Below are 15,308 nucleotides of genomic sequence, written 5' to 3' on the forward strand. Positions count from 1 at the left end.
ATTTAAGAAAGCTATCGTTTTATAATTTTTAACGAATTCTTGCCATCTATCTTTAAAAAATACATTCCAACAGCGTATTCTGATATATCAATAATAGCACTTCTTCCTTTTCTTAAAATTTTACCTGAGTTATCTATGAGCACCCAATCATTCTCATCAGGTAACTGTACCATTCCGGTGGTAGGGTTAGGGTATAGGTATACCGTTTGCTGATCTGTAGTATCAGGAATACTTAAAATGTTTTCTGATAACCACTGTGCCGTATTATTTGAGTTAATTGCTCCCGCTATTGAGAAATTACCACCAACAAATATTTTATCTACCCCATTACTGTCCGACGCAAAATTCATACTATTGATTTTAATATCTACTCCGACATTCGTGTTGGTACCTAGAGCATCCCAACCGTCAGTTTCATTCCATCGCGCCATATTGTTCACAATAATGCTGTTGCTGGTATCTATATTAGCAGTATCAAATGCACCTCCAACAAATAAATTAGAACCATCGTGAATTAACGTATTTACAATATTATTGACTCCATTGTTTAATGGAGACCAGCTAGCCGTGTTTTTATTCCATCTTGCAATACGATTTACTGTTTGACCTCCTGCGATAGAAAAATTACCACCTATAAATACTTCGGTTGGTGTTACTGCTATTGCTTCAACGAAACCACTGGTTCCAGTTCCGAGAGTGCCCCAATTGATTCCGTTCCAGGTTGCAATTCTATTAGCGGTATTATTTCCGGCTTCATCAAAATTTCCGCCCACATATAATATACCGTCACTATCCAGAACCAAAGACCGTATTTCATTATTGGTGCCTGCTACTGCCGTGGTTGCATCTGTGAGGGCAGACCAATTGCCACCACTCCATAAAGCAATATTTCTAACAGTGTTTCCATTTACTGTTTCAAAAACTCCTCCTACATACACATTACTATTATTGTCAATTACCAAGGCGGCTACTGTTCCATCTACTCCCGATCCAAGAGCAGACCAGTTGCTACCATTCCAAAGAGCGATATTGTTCGCAGAAACACCTCCTATTTCAGAAAACGAACCACCTGCATAGAGATTACCATTGGGTGCAATGGCAAGAACATTAATGGTTCCATTAGATCCTGTGCCTAACGTTCTCCAACCACTCGATTCATTCCAAACAGCAATGTTATTAGCGGTTATATTTCCTGCCTGATTAAATGTCCCTGCATGATAAACATCACCATTTGTATCTGTTACAACAGATTGTACCATACCATTTGGTATTCCTTGATTTAGATTTTCCCACCGTCCGATACCATTTACCGCAGTTCCTGATGGAGCAGTAGTACCATCCACTAACTTATAAATTTGAGCATTACTTCCGTAGTCACTAAAATATAATTCACCATTTTTATCTACTCCAAATGAAGAAACAAATTGACCAGAGGTATTGAAGAGCAATGTACTACTAGCAGCTCCTGTAGATGGATTATAATCCAGAACCCAAACTCTTCCGCTTACATAATCACCAAAAATATATTTAGAACTGATGTCCGGGCTTAAACTAGTAATTTCGGATCCACGATATACATAACCACCGGTAATCGATCGATCTCCTTGATTTCGGTTATAGAAGTGAACAGGAAAAACAACAGGTTCAGTAATATTGACACCGCTGTTAGCTATAGAATTGGCTTCATATCGGCTCCATCCATAGTTTTTCCCATTTTCGATGATATTGACTTCTTCAAAGGCTCCCTGTCCAACATCAGCACCCCATAATCTTCCGGTTACGTCATCAAAAGAAAATTTCCAGGTATTTCTAATTCCGTATGCATAAATTTCATCTAATCCATTGCCTACATTACCGGGAAAAGGATTGTCACTTGGGATTTCATAATTACCATTAGGTAATTCTGGATTTGCTTCTACAGGATTATTACCGTCCAGATCTATATCTATTCTGAGAATACTACCAAAAACAGTGTTTTTGTTTTGTCCATTCCCTTCGGGATCATTTCCACCGCCACCGTCACCGATAGAGATATAAAGGTATCCATCAGGTCCGAAAGCAATCTTACCACCGTTGTGATTACTATTATTTTGGTTTTTATCAAACTGGAAAATAATAAGTTCACTGTCTGGATCTACAAAGTTAGGGTTAACAGCATCCACTGTAAATCTGGAAAGTACCATTCTTACTGAAATATTAGGTACAGGGCTAGTTGTAGTATAATAGGAGTAGAAGTATCCATTTGTTTCATATTCTGGATGAAAAGCTAGTCCTAATAATCCTACCTCCTGGCCATCTCTAAAACGAACACGATCTGTAATATCCAAAAACGTATCAACATCAGCACTACCCACATTGTTTATTCTGGGGAATACTTTGATTCTTCCCCTTTGTTCTACAATAAACATACGATCTGTTCCATCTGTTGGAGATTGTATTTCTACAGGAAATTCAAAATCTATATTAGGAAATGCAGCTTGATAAGTAATCTGTGCTGTACTTAATAAGGTTACAAAAAGTAGCAAGAAAACAATTGGTGAGGTTAGCGTTTTCATATTTAGAGTTTTAAGATAAGTGACTCTATTGCAACGAAAAAAACTGCTAATTAGTATGGTTTTGGTATGTTTTTAAAGATGTTTGCTCAACCATTCTTTGAATTGATAAAAATTTTGAGGAGCTACACCGTGACCCACAGGAAATTCGTTTAAGGTTGTTTGTATTCCGAGTTCGGCAAGTTTTAAAGGAGCTTTTCTTGCCCAATCTATTGGTATTACTTGATCTACACTTCCGTGAGAGCAGTATAGGTTAAGTTTAGAAAAGTCCTTTTGCTCGTAACCTTCTTTTAGAATATCTTCGTTCAAATATCCACTCAGAGCAACTACGTTTTTTACTTTTTCAGGATAGGAGAGTGCCACGGCATAACTAAGAATAGTACCCTGACTAAAACCGAGTAAGGTAACATTATCAGCATCCAGATCATAAGCTACAACAGCCTCGTCTATAAAATTGGCAATCTTGTCTCTGGATTCTATAGCCTGTTTATCATCGCTAAATTTTCCTTGAGCTGCATCAAAATAGATAGCATACCAAGCGTTACCATATGGTTGCATAGGATAAGGAGCTCTAACGGATATGATAAATAGTTCATCCTGCAACTCTGGAGCAAATGAAAACAAATCATTCTCATCACTACCATAACCATGAAACATGAATAAAACAGGTGTTTTATCTTTTTTTATTGTTGGTATTTTAATGATATGATGTAGCGATAACGTTTTTGTCTCCATTTGTGGGTTCTTTTTATATTTGACTGACTTGTACAAGTATACCTTACAGTTGTAGATGTATATGGTCATCGTGTCTTACCGCCTGACCTCCATGAAATCTTATTTTAGGACTTTGCACGCCTAATCGATTTTTAAGATGAGGTTCGATAAATACCTTTCTAACTTTTGGTTCTTTTACAATGGTCAAAAGTAAATCTTTTGTAACTTTTTCCGAAAGCTTAAGTTGATTATTTGTAATTCCAAAGGTTAAGTATTTTGCAAAATCGTATTGCCAGAATCCCTTTTTCTTGCACACTTTGATTTGATTATATTCTCCAGGATTGGGATCTTCATATACTCCATATCCAAATAGAGCTGGTTTTTTATTAGTAATCTTACCTGTTTTATTTTTGTAAATGAAAGAGATATCAATTTTTTTACCATCATTATGACTTAAATGTGGTGGTAATGGAAATCCATCAATGAAAGGAAAATTAGCATCTAGATATACAAGTTTGGTATTGGAATGTCTATTAATCATAGCTTTTGCAATTCTTTGAATAGCAACATTTAATTCTGGAGTTACGTAATTTCTATTACAAAGGATGGTGAAAAAAGAGCAGCTTTGGACAAGATCATTGTTCTTTATTTTTTCTCTTCCGAATAAAGGAGCGAGATTGGGTACAATGAAAAAAGTACTCATCAGGTATAACCCGATAAACAGACCAAGTTTTTTTACTCTGTATGATCGGACTCTAGAGGAAATTACCATTTCGCTCACTAAGTATATAATGCCACCTACCTGAGTAAGAATGCTAAGAAAAACGAAGATGATTAATTTTAAAAATAATTTTAAAAAACGTTTCAAAAAGGACAAATTGATGAGTACATTTTATTTAATAAACGTAAACCAATCTTGAAAATAAGATCCTACAATAGGAACCGGTTTTTGCTCTTCTCTAACGGCTGTTATCAAGCCGAAAACCCAAAGTACAAATATAAAAACATAAAAGGATGAAGATATTAGCCAGGAATCGAACATACTTACCAATGCTCCTAACAGATAGAAACCAATATGTATACCCAATGCTTGCCTAATATGAAAACTGGCAAACGAGTTTTTATCATCTTGATTCATAAAAAATGCGATGATTGTTCCTATAAGTGTGATATATGATACAATTGCAGCTGTTTTTCCTTGTTTTTCGTAATCTGATTGCATGATTGATGTTGTTTGTTATTTTAATGTTTTTGTGCTAAAGAATTTAAGTAACAATAAATACCTGTTATCAATAGCAGATAAACCAAAGCCCTTATTTATTTTAATATTATTTGACCATTAGAGATAATACCGTAAGTATTTCCTTTGATTGCCTTACCTATGAAAGCACTGTTTTTAGAAGTTGATAAAATAGATTGTTTGTTAAAAGTGGTATTTCCTTTTGGAGTAAACAGGGATAAACTGGCCTTATTTCCTTTATCTATGGAAATCTGTTCAATTCCAAATGCAGATTTTCCTTTAGTAAGTAATCCTATGGTTTCATTTATACTTAATATATTGTTTAGTATTCCAAATGCACTTTCAAATCCTATCGTTCCATAGTCTGCATTATCAAACTCTACTTTTTTATGTTCTACATCGATAGGGTGATGATCGCTAGTAACCATATCGATAGTTCCGTCTTTAATACCCTCTAATAATGCATCAACATCTTTTTTGGTTCTTAACGGGGGTAAAACTTTGTAATTCGTGTCAAAAGAGATTAATTCTCGGTCCGTTAGAGATAAATGATGAACCGATACGCTACAGCTTACATTAAGTCCGTTTGCTTTAGCTTCTCTTATTAGTCGTACTGATTTTGCAGTAGATATGGTAGGAATATGTAATTTTCCTCCGGTATATTCTAACAAAAATAAATCCCTGGAGATTTGTAATTCTTCCGCCAGAGCAGGAATTCCCTTTAGTCCCAATAAGGTGCTTTGTTCTTCTTCATTCACCATACCCTTTCCTGCAATATTGTTATCCTGAGGGAAAGAAATTACAAGTCCATCAAAATTTTGAGCATATAATAAAGCTATTTTAAGCAAATTAGGATTTTCAACCGGTTTTTTATAATCTCCAAAAGCGACTGCTCCTGCCTGTTGCATGTCATACAGTTCAGCCAAATCTACACCTTGACATTTTGTGGTCAAGGCACCAACAGGATGCAAGTTTACTGCATTTTGTAACGCTTTTCCTTTTAGGAAACCTACAGATGCACTTGTGTCTATTACGGGTAAAGTATTGGGATTAAGGGCGATATTTGTAAATCCACTTTTGGCAGCCACAGTGAGTCCGTGAGTAATAGTTTCTCGTTCTTCATATCCAGGTTCTCCAAAACTTACGCTGCTGTCAAACCATCCTTGTGATACGTGTAACGTATCTAATTTGATCTCTTCTATTGTTTCATTTGCTTCGATGAGCGCATCGATATCTTTAATGATACCATTTTCAATTAGAATATCCATCGTTTGATTATGAAAGGGCGATGAAGGATCAATTATGGTAGCGGCCTTTAATAATAACTTCATTTGAGATATTTTAATAGTAGCATTTCGATTAGTAAGAAAATCAAAGCAAAAATAATAAACCATTTCCAAAGTTCGTGAATACTGGTTTCTTCTTTTATTTGATCAAATAGAGATATTATAGAATCGTTTACTTCATATTCGTCGGTGGTAGAAAGATCATAATATTGTAAATTACTTTCTGAAGTATCGTAATTATAGCTTACATTTTGAATCAATTCTTCTTTATCCTTGAGTACATAAATACCGGCCCTGGTAGGAACTTCTTCTGTAGTGATTCTGACTTTTGTCGCAAAACTCTGTTGAAAAGGAATAATACTTTCTTCATCGGATTCTAATGATAATATTCCGTCTTGTCCTAGCGATATTGGAATATCGTAAACGTTTGTTTGTCCTATTGTATATGAAATATCAGATAGTTGTAAACTTTGTTTTCCGATATTGTATAAAGTAGGAACAATTAATGGTGAATTTTTAAAATTAGAATTTTCATTATCAATAGATGCAGTAAAAATATACAGCGCATTTGTTTGATAAAAGAAAGGAGTACCATCCTCATACGACAATATGCTGTTGACAGCACTTGTCTGGTACAAAGAGTTGACTTTTGGATATTGAAAATTAGTGACTTTTTTATCAAAAACTCCTCTATACAATGGATGCGAAAAGTTAATACCTGTTATTTTCTTTTCCTGTGTTTTTTGAGCTAATAGTCCTTCGGTCGAAAAACCACTAATAAGTTGTTGATAGGAAGCTAAATTGCCATTAACCGAAGGGATAAAGCAGATAACACCCCCTTGATTGGCAAAGGATTTAAGTGCATTAATTAATGAAACAGGTATTTCTTTGAGTTCGTTGACGAGTACAAGATTAGCGTTGCTAATATCGTTGTAGTTAAGTTTGTCTAAAGGTGTACTTATTAATGAAAATTCGTCTGGTGTATAGATGTTTTTTATAAAGTTGTCGTTTGTTTCATTAATTGCTACAACTTTGATTTTTTCAGGGGCATTAATGGTAAAATATCTCGAATTATCAAATGACAACCCTGGATCTTCCAGAACAATTCGCCCATTGACCTTTGTGTTTTCATCAATTTTAAAAATTGTAGTGGTTTTACCATTTTTTGGAATAGTAACAGAGGTTTTCGCAATTAATTTTTCATCATTATAAAAGGCAACGGAAACATTATCGGTATTAGTTTCAGAATTGCTTAGTGAGACATTGAGTACTAATTCATTATTGGCATCTCTCTTTAGAAAAAGACTGTCAACTGCTATATTTTGTCGGGTTACAGGCTTAAGTTGAATAAAATTTGTTTTGGTTTCAGAATCCAAAGGGAGATCAAAGGTCTCATTTTTTTGTTGAAAATCAGAAACCATGATGATTCTTTTGATGGTCTCGGGAGTATCGCTTAAGAGTTGTTTAGCTTTTAGGTAAGCAGCAGCATAAGGTATCTGATTAGAAGTATATTCTAACTGGAGTAAATCATTCTGTACATCCCTTTTGGTGACTTGTTTGAAAGTTTTTGTATTGGTAAAAATAGAAATACTTTCATCTTCGGGTAAAACACTTAATAATTCTTGAACGGCTCTTTGTAATAGAGGACCTTTTGAACCTTTGGCCTGCATACTAAAAGAGTTATCAAGATAAATAGCTGTTTCACTTTTTTTACCAACAATTTCTTCAGAGGCTAAAAAAGGTTGTGCAAAAGCAACAATAAGTGCTGCAAGCGCCAATAAACGGGCGAGAAGTGTAAGCCATTTTTTTATTTGAGAGCTTTTACGTGTTTGTATTGTTACAGCTTTCAGAAACTGCACATTTGTAAATGGGACTTTTTGAAAACGCCTTAACTGGAATAAATGAACAATAATCGGAATAAGAAGTGCAAATAAAGCGTAAAGAAATTCAGGGTGTTTAAACTGCATTCTTGTTTAGAGTTTGTCAAATATACTATAAGATTTCATATTGACGGTTTAGGCTTAACGAATTTTTATAGTAGTTCTTTTAGTTTGCTGCACAAGTTTTATTGATCTCGATTTTTTAATAAGTCCTTTAAATCCACTCTATATCTTTTAAGCCATTTTTTGTCGTATGTAAAAAAATAATAATTTCCTTTATTTTCATTGATCTTAATACTGTCAAGATAGATATGGGTCTTTTTTCTTTTATCTTTTAAACCGATAGTTATTCTCTGGATTGTATCATAATTTAAAACAACGTTTTTAAGAATATACTTTTCCAAAGTATCCTTTTTTATAATTAAACTTCCATTTTTTTCAAAGTATATGCTATCGGTTTTCAGTTGATTCAACAAAGAGTCCTTAGGCATTTTAACCGTAATATATTTATTAAGTTTAAAGGAATTTGGCAACGGATAACGCATTTGCGAGGTACTCATTATGGCAAATACTGTAATACCACAGATTACATATTTTATTGTTTTGAATAGCTTGGTTTTGGTGTCAATTTGACTTATTGATGGATTAAATCTATAAACAGGAACTAAGATTAGTAAACAAACGATATCGGTATAATCTATCACTCTCGTATATTGAATGATTTGAAAGCTATTCCAAAAATCAATTATAAATTGGCTTAATGGGGTTTTCCAAAAACCAAAGAGAACAGCAGTGAGAATGAAAATATACTTTTTACCACTGGTAACAAAAGATGTAAAAAATAGTGCAAAAACTATGATTCCGAATACATCAGATAATTTTCCGGTCATCCAATTGTGATATGCATACTTTAGATAGAAATCATTAAGTAAGAGAATTGCTAAAGAAACTATGAACAAAGGATTTAATATGTACTCAGTTTTTATTGATAATTTCATATTTCTGAAATATTTTAGGCAACAATATGGTTAACTATCTCACGATCCGAAAAAGCCATTATAAATGTAGTTATTAGAAAATCTTGAACGTACACTGTTTTCAGTTAATTTTCACTAAGTATATCAGACCAAGTTGATGTCCTGTATTATATAGAATACAATGTATTCATACAAGACTTTAAGGTATACGGTTAAAGGTTAAAAATTTAAAATAATATCATTTAAAGGATGAAAGAGGCACTTTTTATCTTACCTACAAAAATTAAACGTACCTTTGCAGATATTAAGAAATGGCATTACATCATACATTGTTATTTCGTAAACAATTTATATGTCATTTAATTCATTAGGATTATCCGATGCTTTATTAAGAGCAATCGATAAAAAAGGTTACACTGTTCCTTCCCCAATTCAAGAAAAAGCAATACCACCGATTTTAGAAAGAAAAGATGTGTTGGCCTCTGCTCAAACAGGAACGGGTAAAACAGCAGGTTTTACTTTACCCATACTTCAATTATTGTCTCAAGGACAACATTTTAGAAAAAGACCTATCCGAGCTTTAATATTAACACCGACCAGAGAATTAGCAGCACAGATTCTGGATAATGTAAAGGCTTATAGCGAGTTTGTTGATATACGTTCCATGGTAGTTTTTGGTGGCGTAAACGCCAATCCACAGATCAGGTCACTAAGAAATGGAGTAGATATATTAGTAGCCACACCTGGCCGTTTATTAGATTTACATAGTCAACGAGCTTTATCACTGGCAAAAATAGAAGTTTTGGTATTGGATGAGGCGGATAGAATGCTAGACATGGGATTTCAGAGGGATCTTAATAAAATATTGGCACTATTACCTCAAAAAAGACAAAACTTATTATTTTCTGCTACCTTTTCTAAAGCAATTAAGAAATTAGCAAATAACATCTTACATCATCCGGTGTCTGTAGAAGCTGCCCCCGAAAATACTACAGCCGAGAAGGTCGACCAAAAGATGTATAAAGTAGATAAGACGAAGAAAACCGGGGTAGTGATCAAACTTATCTCAGAAGGGAATTGGAAACAGGTGCTGATTTTTACACGAACTAAGCACGGAGCTAATCGCCTAAGTGAAAAGTTAGTAAAAAGTGGAATTACCTCTGCCGCAATTCACGGTAATAAAAGTCAAGGTGCAAGAACAAAAGCACTAGCTGGTTTCAAACAAAATAAAATCAGGGTATTGGTAGCTACGGATATCGCAGCACGCGGATTAGATATTCCTTTACTACCACACGTGATTAACTACGAATTGCCAAATATTTCTGAAGACTATGTGCATAGAATTGGACGTACTGGTAGAGCAGGAGCAAGTGGAGAAGCAATCTCTCTCGTATCACAAGACGAAGTAGCTTATGTTAAAGGAATAGAGAAATTATTAGATGTAACACTGTCTAAAGAAACTATAGAAGGTTTTGAACCAAGTTTTATCTTTGATGATAATCATACGCAACCAGAGAAAAACCAACAAGGAAAGTCAAAATCAAGACGAAATAACAGAAACTATAATAGAACAAGAAAAAGAGCATAAAAAAAGCAGAAGTCTGACTTCCGCTTTTTTAAATCTTTCGGGTTTCTTGTATTAGAATATGTAATATCCTACAGAAATTTGAAATGTTCTATTTTGACTACCGATCGTTTCATCAACATCGGTGAAGCCATAATTATATCTTAGTTGTCCAAAGAATTTTCCAAACTTTACACCAGCTCCAGCAGCGATACTTACATCAAAACTTTCTGGCTCACCAATTTCGTAATCATCATTTACTGCGATACCAAATTGAGGACCAGCTTCGAAACTTAAAAATTTTAAGAATTTATACTTTAAGAGAATAGGAACATTAATATAATCGACTTTCAAATCATCACTACCTTGAGCAGAATATAAAACTTCTGGTTGAAGCGCAAATTTATCTCCAAGTCCTAGTGTAGCTACAGCTCCAATATGAAATCCTGTTCTTGCATCAGGATCGAAGCGAGAACCTGCATCAATATTAGCAAAATTAACTCCCCCTTTGATACCAAATTTAAAACTTTGAGCACTAGAAATTGTAATAAAACCGATAAGCGCAATGGCTAAAAAAAATAGTTTTTTCATCTGTTATTTATTGTTTGTTATTACCAAATATAGAAACTTACACCCTAATAAAAGGTTAAATAGTGCAATTATACTCGAGAATCATATTCTTTTTTACATTTTAAATCTTTTATGATATCACCTTAAAGTGTGTCAATAATACATAGACTTATTCTTTTTTTGCATTCCCCAAGCAAGTACTTTTACACCTTTGGAGTAGCACATTTTGTCTGGATTGTTTTCTAATAATGTTTCAAAACGAGGATATTGTATCATCAAATTTTTAATTTCAATATCTTGTAGTGACCATTCGGGATGATGAATTTCATATTCATTTATATTTTCTTTAGAATCCTGAAAAAGTGCATATCGCTCTGTCAACCAAATGTCAAGTGTTGATTTGGTATTTTGCTCTTTCCCTATTTTATAGTCAATTTTAAGCGAATCTCCATAATGTTCATTAGTAGAAGTATAGATCCCTGATTTTCTGGTCATTTTTGAATAGCGATAAGGTAGTTCAGAAATCTTTTCGGCAATCATACAGGAAAGTTTTTTACCTCCTTCTATGCTTAAGAAATAAACCCCTGTCTTATTTTCTGTCTTAATATAAGTTCTAATATTAATTTCACTAAAATTTGAAATAGGGTCAAAGTATGGCAGATTTTTTGGTCTAATCTTTTCCATAGAAAAGGCTACCACAGACACCCAAGGACTCCCTTCAAAAGTATCAATTTCTAATTCTTTTGGGACAAAATTTTTGAGTTCATCAAGATCTACTTTCCAATGTAAAAAAATTACCTTATTCCATTCTTGGTAGAATTTCCACGGTTGTTTTGGTAATTCCCAAGGTCGATGTCCAGTGTTTTTCAATATTCTTCGAATGGTCATTAGATTACTATTGAATGTTTTTATTAAATAGTGTATTTACGTACCTTTAAGCACATGATTAAAGATACAAAATTAGCTGTCCTGATTGATGGCGATAATATCCCTGCAAAGTACGTAAAAGAGATGATGGAAGAGATCACCAAGTATGGAACTCCTACTATCAAACGAATTTATGGGGACTGGACTAAACCTTATTTAGCAAAGTGGAAAAATCTCTTACTGGAAAATGCCATAAATCCAATACAACAGTATAGTTACACAACAGGAAAAAACGCTACGGATTCTGCGATGATCATAGATGCTATGGATATTTTATATTCAGAAAAGGTTAATGGCTTCTGTCTGGTATCATCGGATAGTGATTTTACCAAGTTAGCCATGCGATTGCGAGAAGCTGGTGTAGTCGTATATGGAATAGGCGAAAAGAAAACTCCGGATCCATTTATTGTTGCTTGTGATAAGTTTATTTACCTGGAAATTCTTAAGAAAGATACTGAGAAGAAGGATGGTAAAGAAAAATCAGAGAAATCAAATTTAGATAAGATCACACCTAATATTATAAGATTACTTAGAAACTCTGTAGATGATGCAGCAGATGAGGATGGATGGGCGTTTTTGGGTGATGTAGGTTCCCTAATTCTAAAAAAACAGCCTAATTTTGATTCAAGAAACTTTGGCTTTGCAAAACTGACACCTCTGTTTAATTCTCTAAAGCAATTTGAGATAGATCAGCGAGACCATAGTAGCGGAAAGTTTAAACTCATTTATGTGCGTAACAAATAGAATTGTTTATAACATTGTATCTTCGCCAAAAATTAGAATAGAGATCCCTTGCAATACGAATTTAGCATACAAGTTTCACCAGAGGTTGCGGCAAATCCTGATCAACTAAGAACTCAGGTATCTAGGAAAAATGGACTTCCCCAAGATGAAATCCGACACATACAAATTTTAAAACGGTCTATTGATGCAAGGCAAAAGACCATAAAAGTCAATTTGAAAATTAAGGTATATGTGCAAGAGGATTTTGTTGAAGAATCTATTCAGTTACCAGACTATCCGGATGTCTCAAGCAAGAAAGAGATCGTGATTATCGGAGCCGGGCCCGCTGGATTATTTGCGGCTTTACGTTGTGTAGAATTAGGATATAAACCGATTGTATTAGAAAGAGGAAAAGATGTACGAAGCAGAAGAAGAGATCTTAAAGCCATAAACAGGGATCACATAGTAAATGAGGATTCTAATTACTGTTTTGGAGAAGGAGGCGCAGGTACTTATAGCGACGGAAAGTTATATACACGTTCTAAAAAAAGAGGAGATGTCAATCGTATTCTTACTTTATTGGTTGGTTTTGGAGCTACAGATCAGATTTTAGTAGAAGCACATCCACATATAGGGACTAATAAGTTGCCAGCCATTATTGCGTCTATTCGAGAAAAGATAAAACAACACGGAGGCGAGATTTATTTTGAAACCAGAGTGACGGATTTCAAGATTAAAAATTCTGAAATCCATGCAGTAATGCTTCATAACGGAGATGTAATCGAAACGAAAAAAGTTATATTGGCTACAGGACATTCTGCCAGAGATATTTTTGAATTGCTATATAAGAAAAGGATTGATATTGAAGCTAAACCATTTGCTTTAGGTGTTAGAGTAGAACATTCTCAACAATTAATTGATCAAATACAGTATAAATGTGAAGTACGTGGGCCGTATCTTCCACCTTCTCCTTATAGTATAGTGAAACAAGTAGGAGGTAGGGGAATGTATTCCTTCTGTATGTGTCCAGGAGGCGTTATTGCTCCTTGTGCTACTAGCCCCGGAGAAGTAGTAACCAATGGCTGGTCACCATCAAAAAGAGATCAACCTACTTCTAATAGTGGTATTGTTGTAGAATTACGTTTAGAAGATTTTAAAGAGTTTTCTAAGTATGGTCCTTTAGCGGGAATGTATTTTCAGAAAAAAATAGAACAACACGCGTGGTATTTAGCAGGAGAAACACAACGAGTACCTGCGCAACGTTTGGTAGATTTAATACAAGGAAAAACATCTTTGGATTTACCAGAGACTTCCTATAAACCCGGGTTAACGTCTGTGGATATAAGAGAAGTTTTTCCGAAGTTTATTCATAAAACACTTCAAGAAGGATTTAAGGCTTTTGATAAAAGTATGAGAGGATATCTTACAAATGAGGCGGTAGTGCATGCTCCCGAATCCCGAACATCATCTCCAGTAAGAATTCCTAGAGATCGGTATACTTTAGAACATACACAAATAAAAGGATTGTATCCTTGCGGCGAAGGAGCTGGTTATGCCGGCGGAATAATATCTGCAGCGATTGATGGAGAAAAATGTGCCGAAGCCTGCATTGCTACTGTTGATTAAAAGTCGTATTGTTTTTTAATAGAAAAATCAAAAGTTGTTTGTACTCCCAAAATCGATTTAACCTTGATGCAGCCCCCTAGATTTTCAACTAATTTTTTTACAGTGGATAATCCTATTCCGTTGCCTTTATTACCATTTCTATCGGTACCATTAGCGGTTGTAAATAATTCAAAAATTGAATCAATTTTATCTTTAGGAATACCCATTCCATTATCCGTAATCTTAAAATAATAAAACATCGGATCTTCGGTATGTTCTATGTCTATAATAATTTGTTCCTTGTCGTTATACTTGATACTATTTCCTATCAGATTAAAGAATATTTGTTTTAATGCCGATTTATTGCAATTTAGGGTAGGATTGGATTCCGGAAAATGAATAGTACAGTCTGGCTTTATACTTAGTAATTTTGCAATTTCTTTTAAGAGGTGATTGAGTTTAAAATTTTCAGGTTTATTTTGAGCCAAACTATCACTTTCGTAATGATCAAGGACATCATTTATATAATCACTCATTGTAAATGATGATTGCTTTATATAATTGAAATATTCTGAAGTTTCTTGGTCTAAGTTATTGGCTAATTTCAGTTTTAATAAATCAGAAGTCGTTATTACATTGGCTAAGGGCATTTTAAGATCGTGAGAAATTACCCTCGCAAATTCTTTTAAAGATTCATTTCTTTTTCGAAGTTTATCTTCTACTTTTTCTAGGTCTTTGTTTTTCTTATTAAGTTCAAATAGAATAACTACTTGATGTGCTAAAGATTTTAATGCTTCTAATTGCTTATCGCTAAGTTCTTTGGGTTGTCTGTCGATCACACATAAAGTGCCCAGTGCAAATCCGTTTTTATCAATAAGAGGAATGCTTGCATAAAAGATAACGGTTCCATCTTTAGTCAAAGGGTTATCACAAAAACGCTCATCTAATCTGGCATCGCGAACTATAAGGGGAGCATCCGGTTCTAAGATGGCGTGTGCACAAAATGATTCTTTTCTGGGGATTTCATTGGCAGCAAATCCATATGAAGACTTAAACCATTCTCTGTCATTGTCTACCAATGATATTAAAGCACTTTCCGTATCACACAAATACGCAGCAAGTGCTGTGATTTCATCAAATTCATTTTCAGGCTTTGTATCGAGAATGTCTAATGACTTTAATGCCTCAATTCTGAATTCTTCGTTTAAGGGGAGTGCCGGTGCAATCATCTTCATCAGGAATTGCCTTGTATGAAACAATTCTTAATAAA

Annotated in this window: 13 protein-coding genes; 3 read left to right on the plus strand and 10 right to left on the minus strand. The window is 34.2% G+C overall.

Annotated elements, in window-relative coordinates; all coding sequences use genetic code 11:
* Window positions 1–11: 11 nt before the first annotated feature.
* The 7 genes from ACE94K_RS13825 to ACE94K_RS13855 form a co-directional block, all read right to left on the minus strand.
* Window positions 12–2,555: a PQQ-dependent sugar dehydrogenase gene (locus ACE94K_RS13825; protein WP_378173282.1), complete on the minus strand. Its 2,544-nt coding sequence runs from the start codon at window positions 2,553–2,555 to the stop codon at window positions 12–14.
* A 72-nt stretch (window positions 2,556–2,627) separates the two neighbouring features.
* Window positions 2,628–3,287, minus strand: a complete 660-nt coding sequence (locus ACE94K_RS13830; protein ID WP_378173285.1) for an alpha/beta hydrolase — start codon at window positions 3,285–3,287, stop codon at window positions 2,628–2,630.
* A gap of 43 nt (window positions 3,288–3,330) precedes the next feature.
* Complete coding sequence (locus tag ACE94K_RS13835; RefSeq protein ID WP_378173287.1) at window positions 3,331–3,969, minus strand: hypothetical protein; 639 nt, start codon at window positions 3,967–3,969, stop codon at window positions 3,331–3,333.
* Window positions 3,970–4,158: 189 nt separating this feature from the next.
* Window positions 4,159–4,488 (minus strand): DUF4870 domain-containing protein, encoded by a 330-nt coding sequence (locus ACE94K_RS13840; protein ID WP_378173290.1) that lies wholly within the window; start codon window positions 4,486–4,488, stop codon window positions 4,159–4,161.
* 95 nt (window positions 4,489–4,583) lie between these two features.
* Complete coding sequence (locus tag ACE94K_RS13845) at window positions 4,584–5,837, minus strand: dihydroorotase family protein (protein ID WP_378173292.1); 1,254 nt, start codon at window positions 5,835–5,837, stop codon at window positions 4,584–4,586.
* Window positions 5,834–7,759, minus strand: a complete 1,926-nt coding sequence (locus ACE94K_RS13850) for a BatA and WFA domain-containing protein (RefSeq protein ID WP_378173295.1) — start codon at window positions 7,757–7,759, stop codon at window positions 5,834–5,836. The genes ACE94K_RS13845 and ACE94K_RS13850 overlap by 4 nt, the downstream gene beginning before the upstream one ends.
* A gap of 98 nt (window positions 7,760–7,857) precedes the next feature.
* Window positions 7,858–8,670 (minus strand): hypothetical protein, encoded by an 813-nt coding sequence (locus ACE94K_RS13855; RefSeq protein ID WP_378173297.1) that lies wholly within the window; start codon window positions 8,668–8,670, stop codon window positions 7,858–7,860.
* Window positions 8,671–9,001: 331 nt separating this feature from the next.
* Here ACE94K_RS13855 and ACE94K_RS13860 point away from each other — a divergent pair, with 331 nt between their 5' ends.
* Window positions 9,002–10,237 (plus strand): DEAD/DEAH box helicase, encoded by a 1,236-nt coding sequence (locus tag ACE94K_RS13860; protein WP_378173300.1) that lies wholly within the window; start codon window positions 9,002–9,004, stop codon window positions 10,235–10,237.
* A 51-nt stretch (window positions 10,238–10,288) separates the two neighbouring features.
* On the opposite strand, the gene ACE94K_RS13865 is transcribed toward ACE94K_RS13860, so the two are convergent.
* The gene (locus ACE94K_RS13865; RefSeq protein WP_378173303.1) at window positions 10,289–10,804 is read right to left on the minus strand and encodes a porin family protein; all 516 of its coding nucleotides are present in this window, start codon (window positions 10,802–10,804) and stop codon (window positions 10,289–10,291) included.
* Between the two features lie 132 nt (window positions 10,805–10,936).
* Window positions 10,937–11,671, minus strand: a complete 735-nt coding sequence (locus ACE94K_RS13870; RefSeq protein ID WP_378173305.1) for a YqjF family protein — start codon at window positions 11,669–11,671, stop codon at window positions 10,937–10,939.
* A gap of 54 nt (window positions 11,672–11,725) precedes the next feature.
* Between ACE94K_RS13870 and ACE94K_RS13875 the strand changes: the two genes are divergently transcribed.
* On the plus strand, window positions 11,726–12,454 hold the full coding sequence (locus ACE94K_RS13875) for an NYN domain-containing protein (RefSeq protein ID WP_378173308.1): 729 nt from the start codon (window positions 11,726–11,728) through the stop codon (window positions 12,452–12,454).
* A 48-nt stretch (window positions 12,455–12,502) separates the two neighbouring features.
* A complete protein-coding gene (locus ACE94K_RS13880) occupies window positions 12,503–14,059 on the plus strand; it encodes an NAD(P)/FAD-dependent oxidoreductase (protein WP_378173310.1) in 1,557 nt (518 codons plus the stop codon).
* On the opposite strand, the gene ACE94K_RS13885 is transcribed toward ACE94K_RS13880, so the two are convergent.
* Window positions 14,056–15,273 (minus strand): ATP-binding protein, encoded by a 1,218-nt coding sequence (locus ACE94K_RS13885; RefSeq protein ID WP_378173312.1) that lies wholly within the window; start codon window positions 15,271–15,273, stop codon window positions 14,056–14,058. The genes ACE94K_RS13880 and ACE94K_RS13885 overlap by 4 nt on opposite strands.
* Window positions 15,274–15,308: the final 35 nt, after the last annotated feature.

This window comes from Aquimarina besae, assembly GCF_042434905.1.
Classification (GTDB): Bacteria; Bacteroidota; Bacteroidia; order Flavobacteriales; family Flavobacteriaceae; genus Aquimarina.

Coding starts and splice junctions, on each gene's coding strand:
- ACE94K_RS13825 (WP_378173282.1), bottom strand. CDS start 2,555: ATGAAAACGCTAACCTCACCAATTGTTTTCTTGCTACTTTTTGTAACC.
- ACE94K_RS13830 (WP_378173285.1), bottom strand. CDS start 3,287: ATGGAGACAAAAACGTTATCGCTACATCATATCATTAAAATACCAACA.
- ACE94K_RS13835 (WP_378173287.1), bottom strand. CDS start 3,969: ATGAGTACTTTTTTCATTGTACCCAATCTCGCTCCTTTATTCGGAAGA.
- ACE94K_RS13840 (WP_378173290.1), bottom strand. CDS start 4,488: ATGCAATCAGATTACGAAAAACAAGGAAAAACAGCTGCAATTGTATCA.
- ACE94K_RS13845 (WP_378173292.1), bottom strand. CDS start 5,837: ATGAAGTTATTATTAAAGGCCGCTACCATAATTGATCCTTCATCGCCC.
- ACE94K_RS13850 (WP_378173295.1), bottom strand. CDS start 7,759: ATGCAGTTTAAACACCCTGAATTTCTTTACGCTTTATTTGCACTTCTT.
- ACE94K_RS13855 (WP_378173297.1), bottom strand. CDS start 8,670: ATGAAATTATCAATAAAAACTGAGTACATATTAAATCCTTTGTTCATA.
- ACE94K_RS13860 (WP_378173300.1), top strand. CDS start 9,002: ATGTCATTTAATTCATTAGGATTATCCGATGCTTTATTAAGAGCAATC.
- ACE94K_RS13865 (WP_378173303.1), bottom strand. CDS start 10,804: ATGAAAAAACTATTTTTTTTAGCCATTGCGCTTATCGGTTTTATTACA.
- ACE94K_RS13870 (WP_378173305.1), bottom strand. CDS start 11,671: ATGACCATTCGAAGAATATTGAAAAACACTGGACATCGACCTTGGGAA.
- ACE94K_RS13875 (WP_378173308.1), top strand. CDS start 11,726: ATGATTAAAGATACAAAATTAGCTGTCCTGATTGATGGCGATAATATC.
- ACE94K_RS13885 (WP_378173312.1), bottom strand. CDS start 15,273: ATGAAGATGATTGCACCGGCACTCCCCTTAAACGAAGAATTCAGAATT.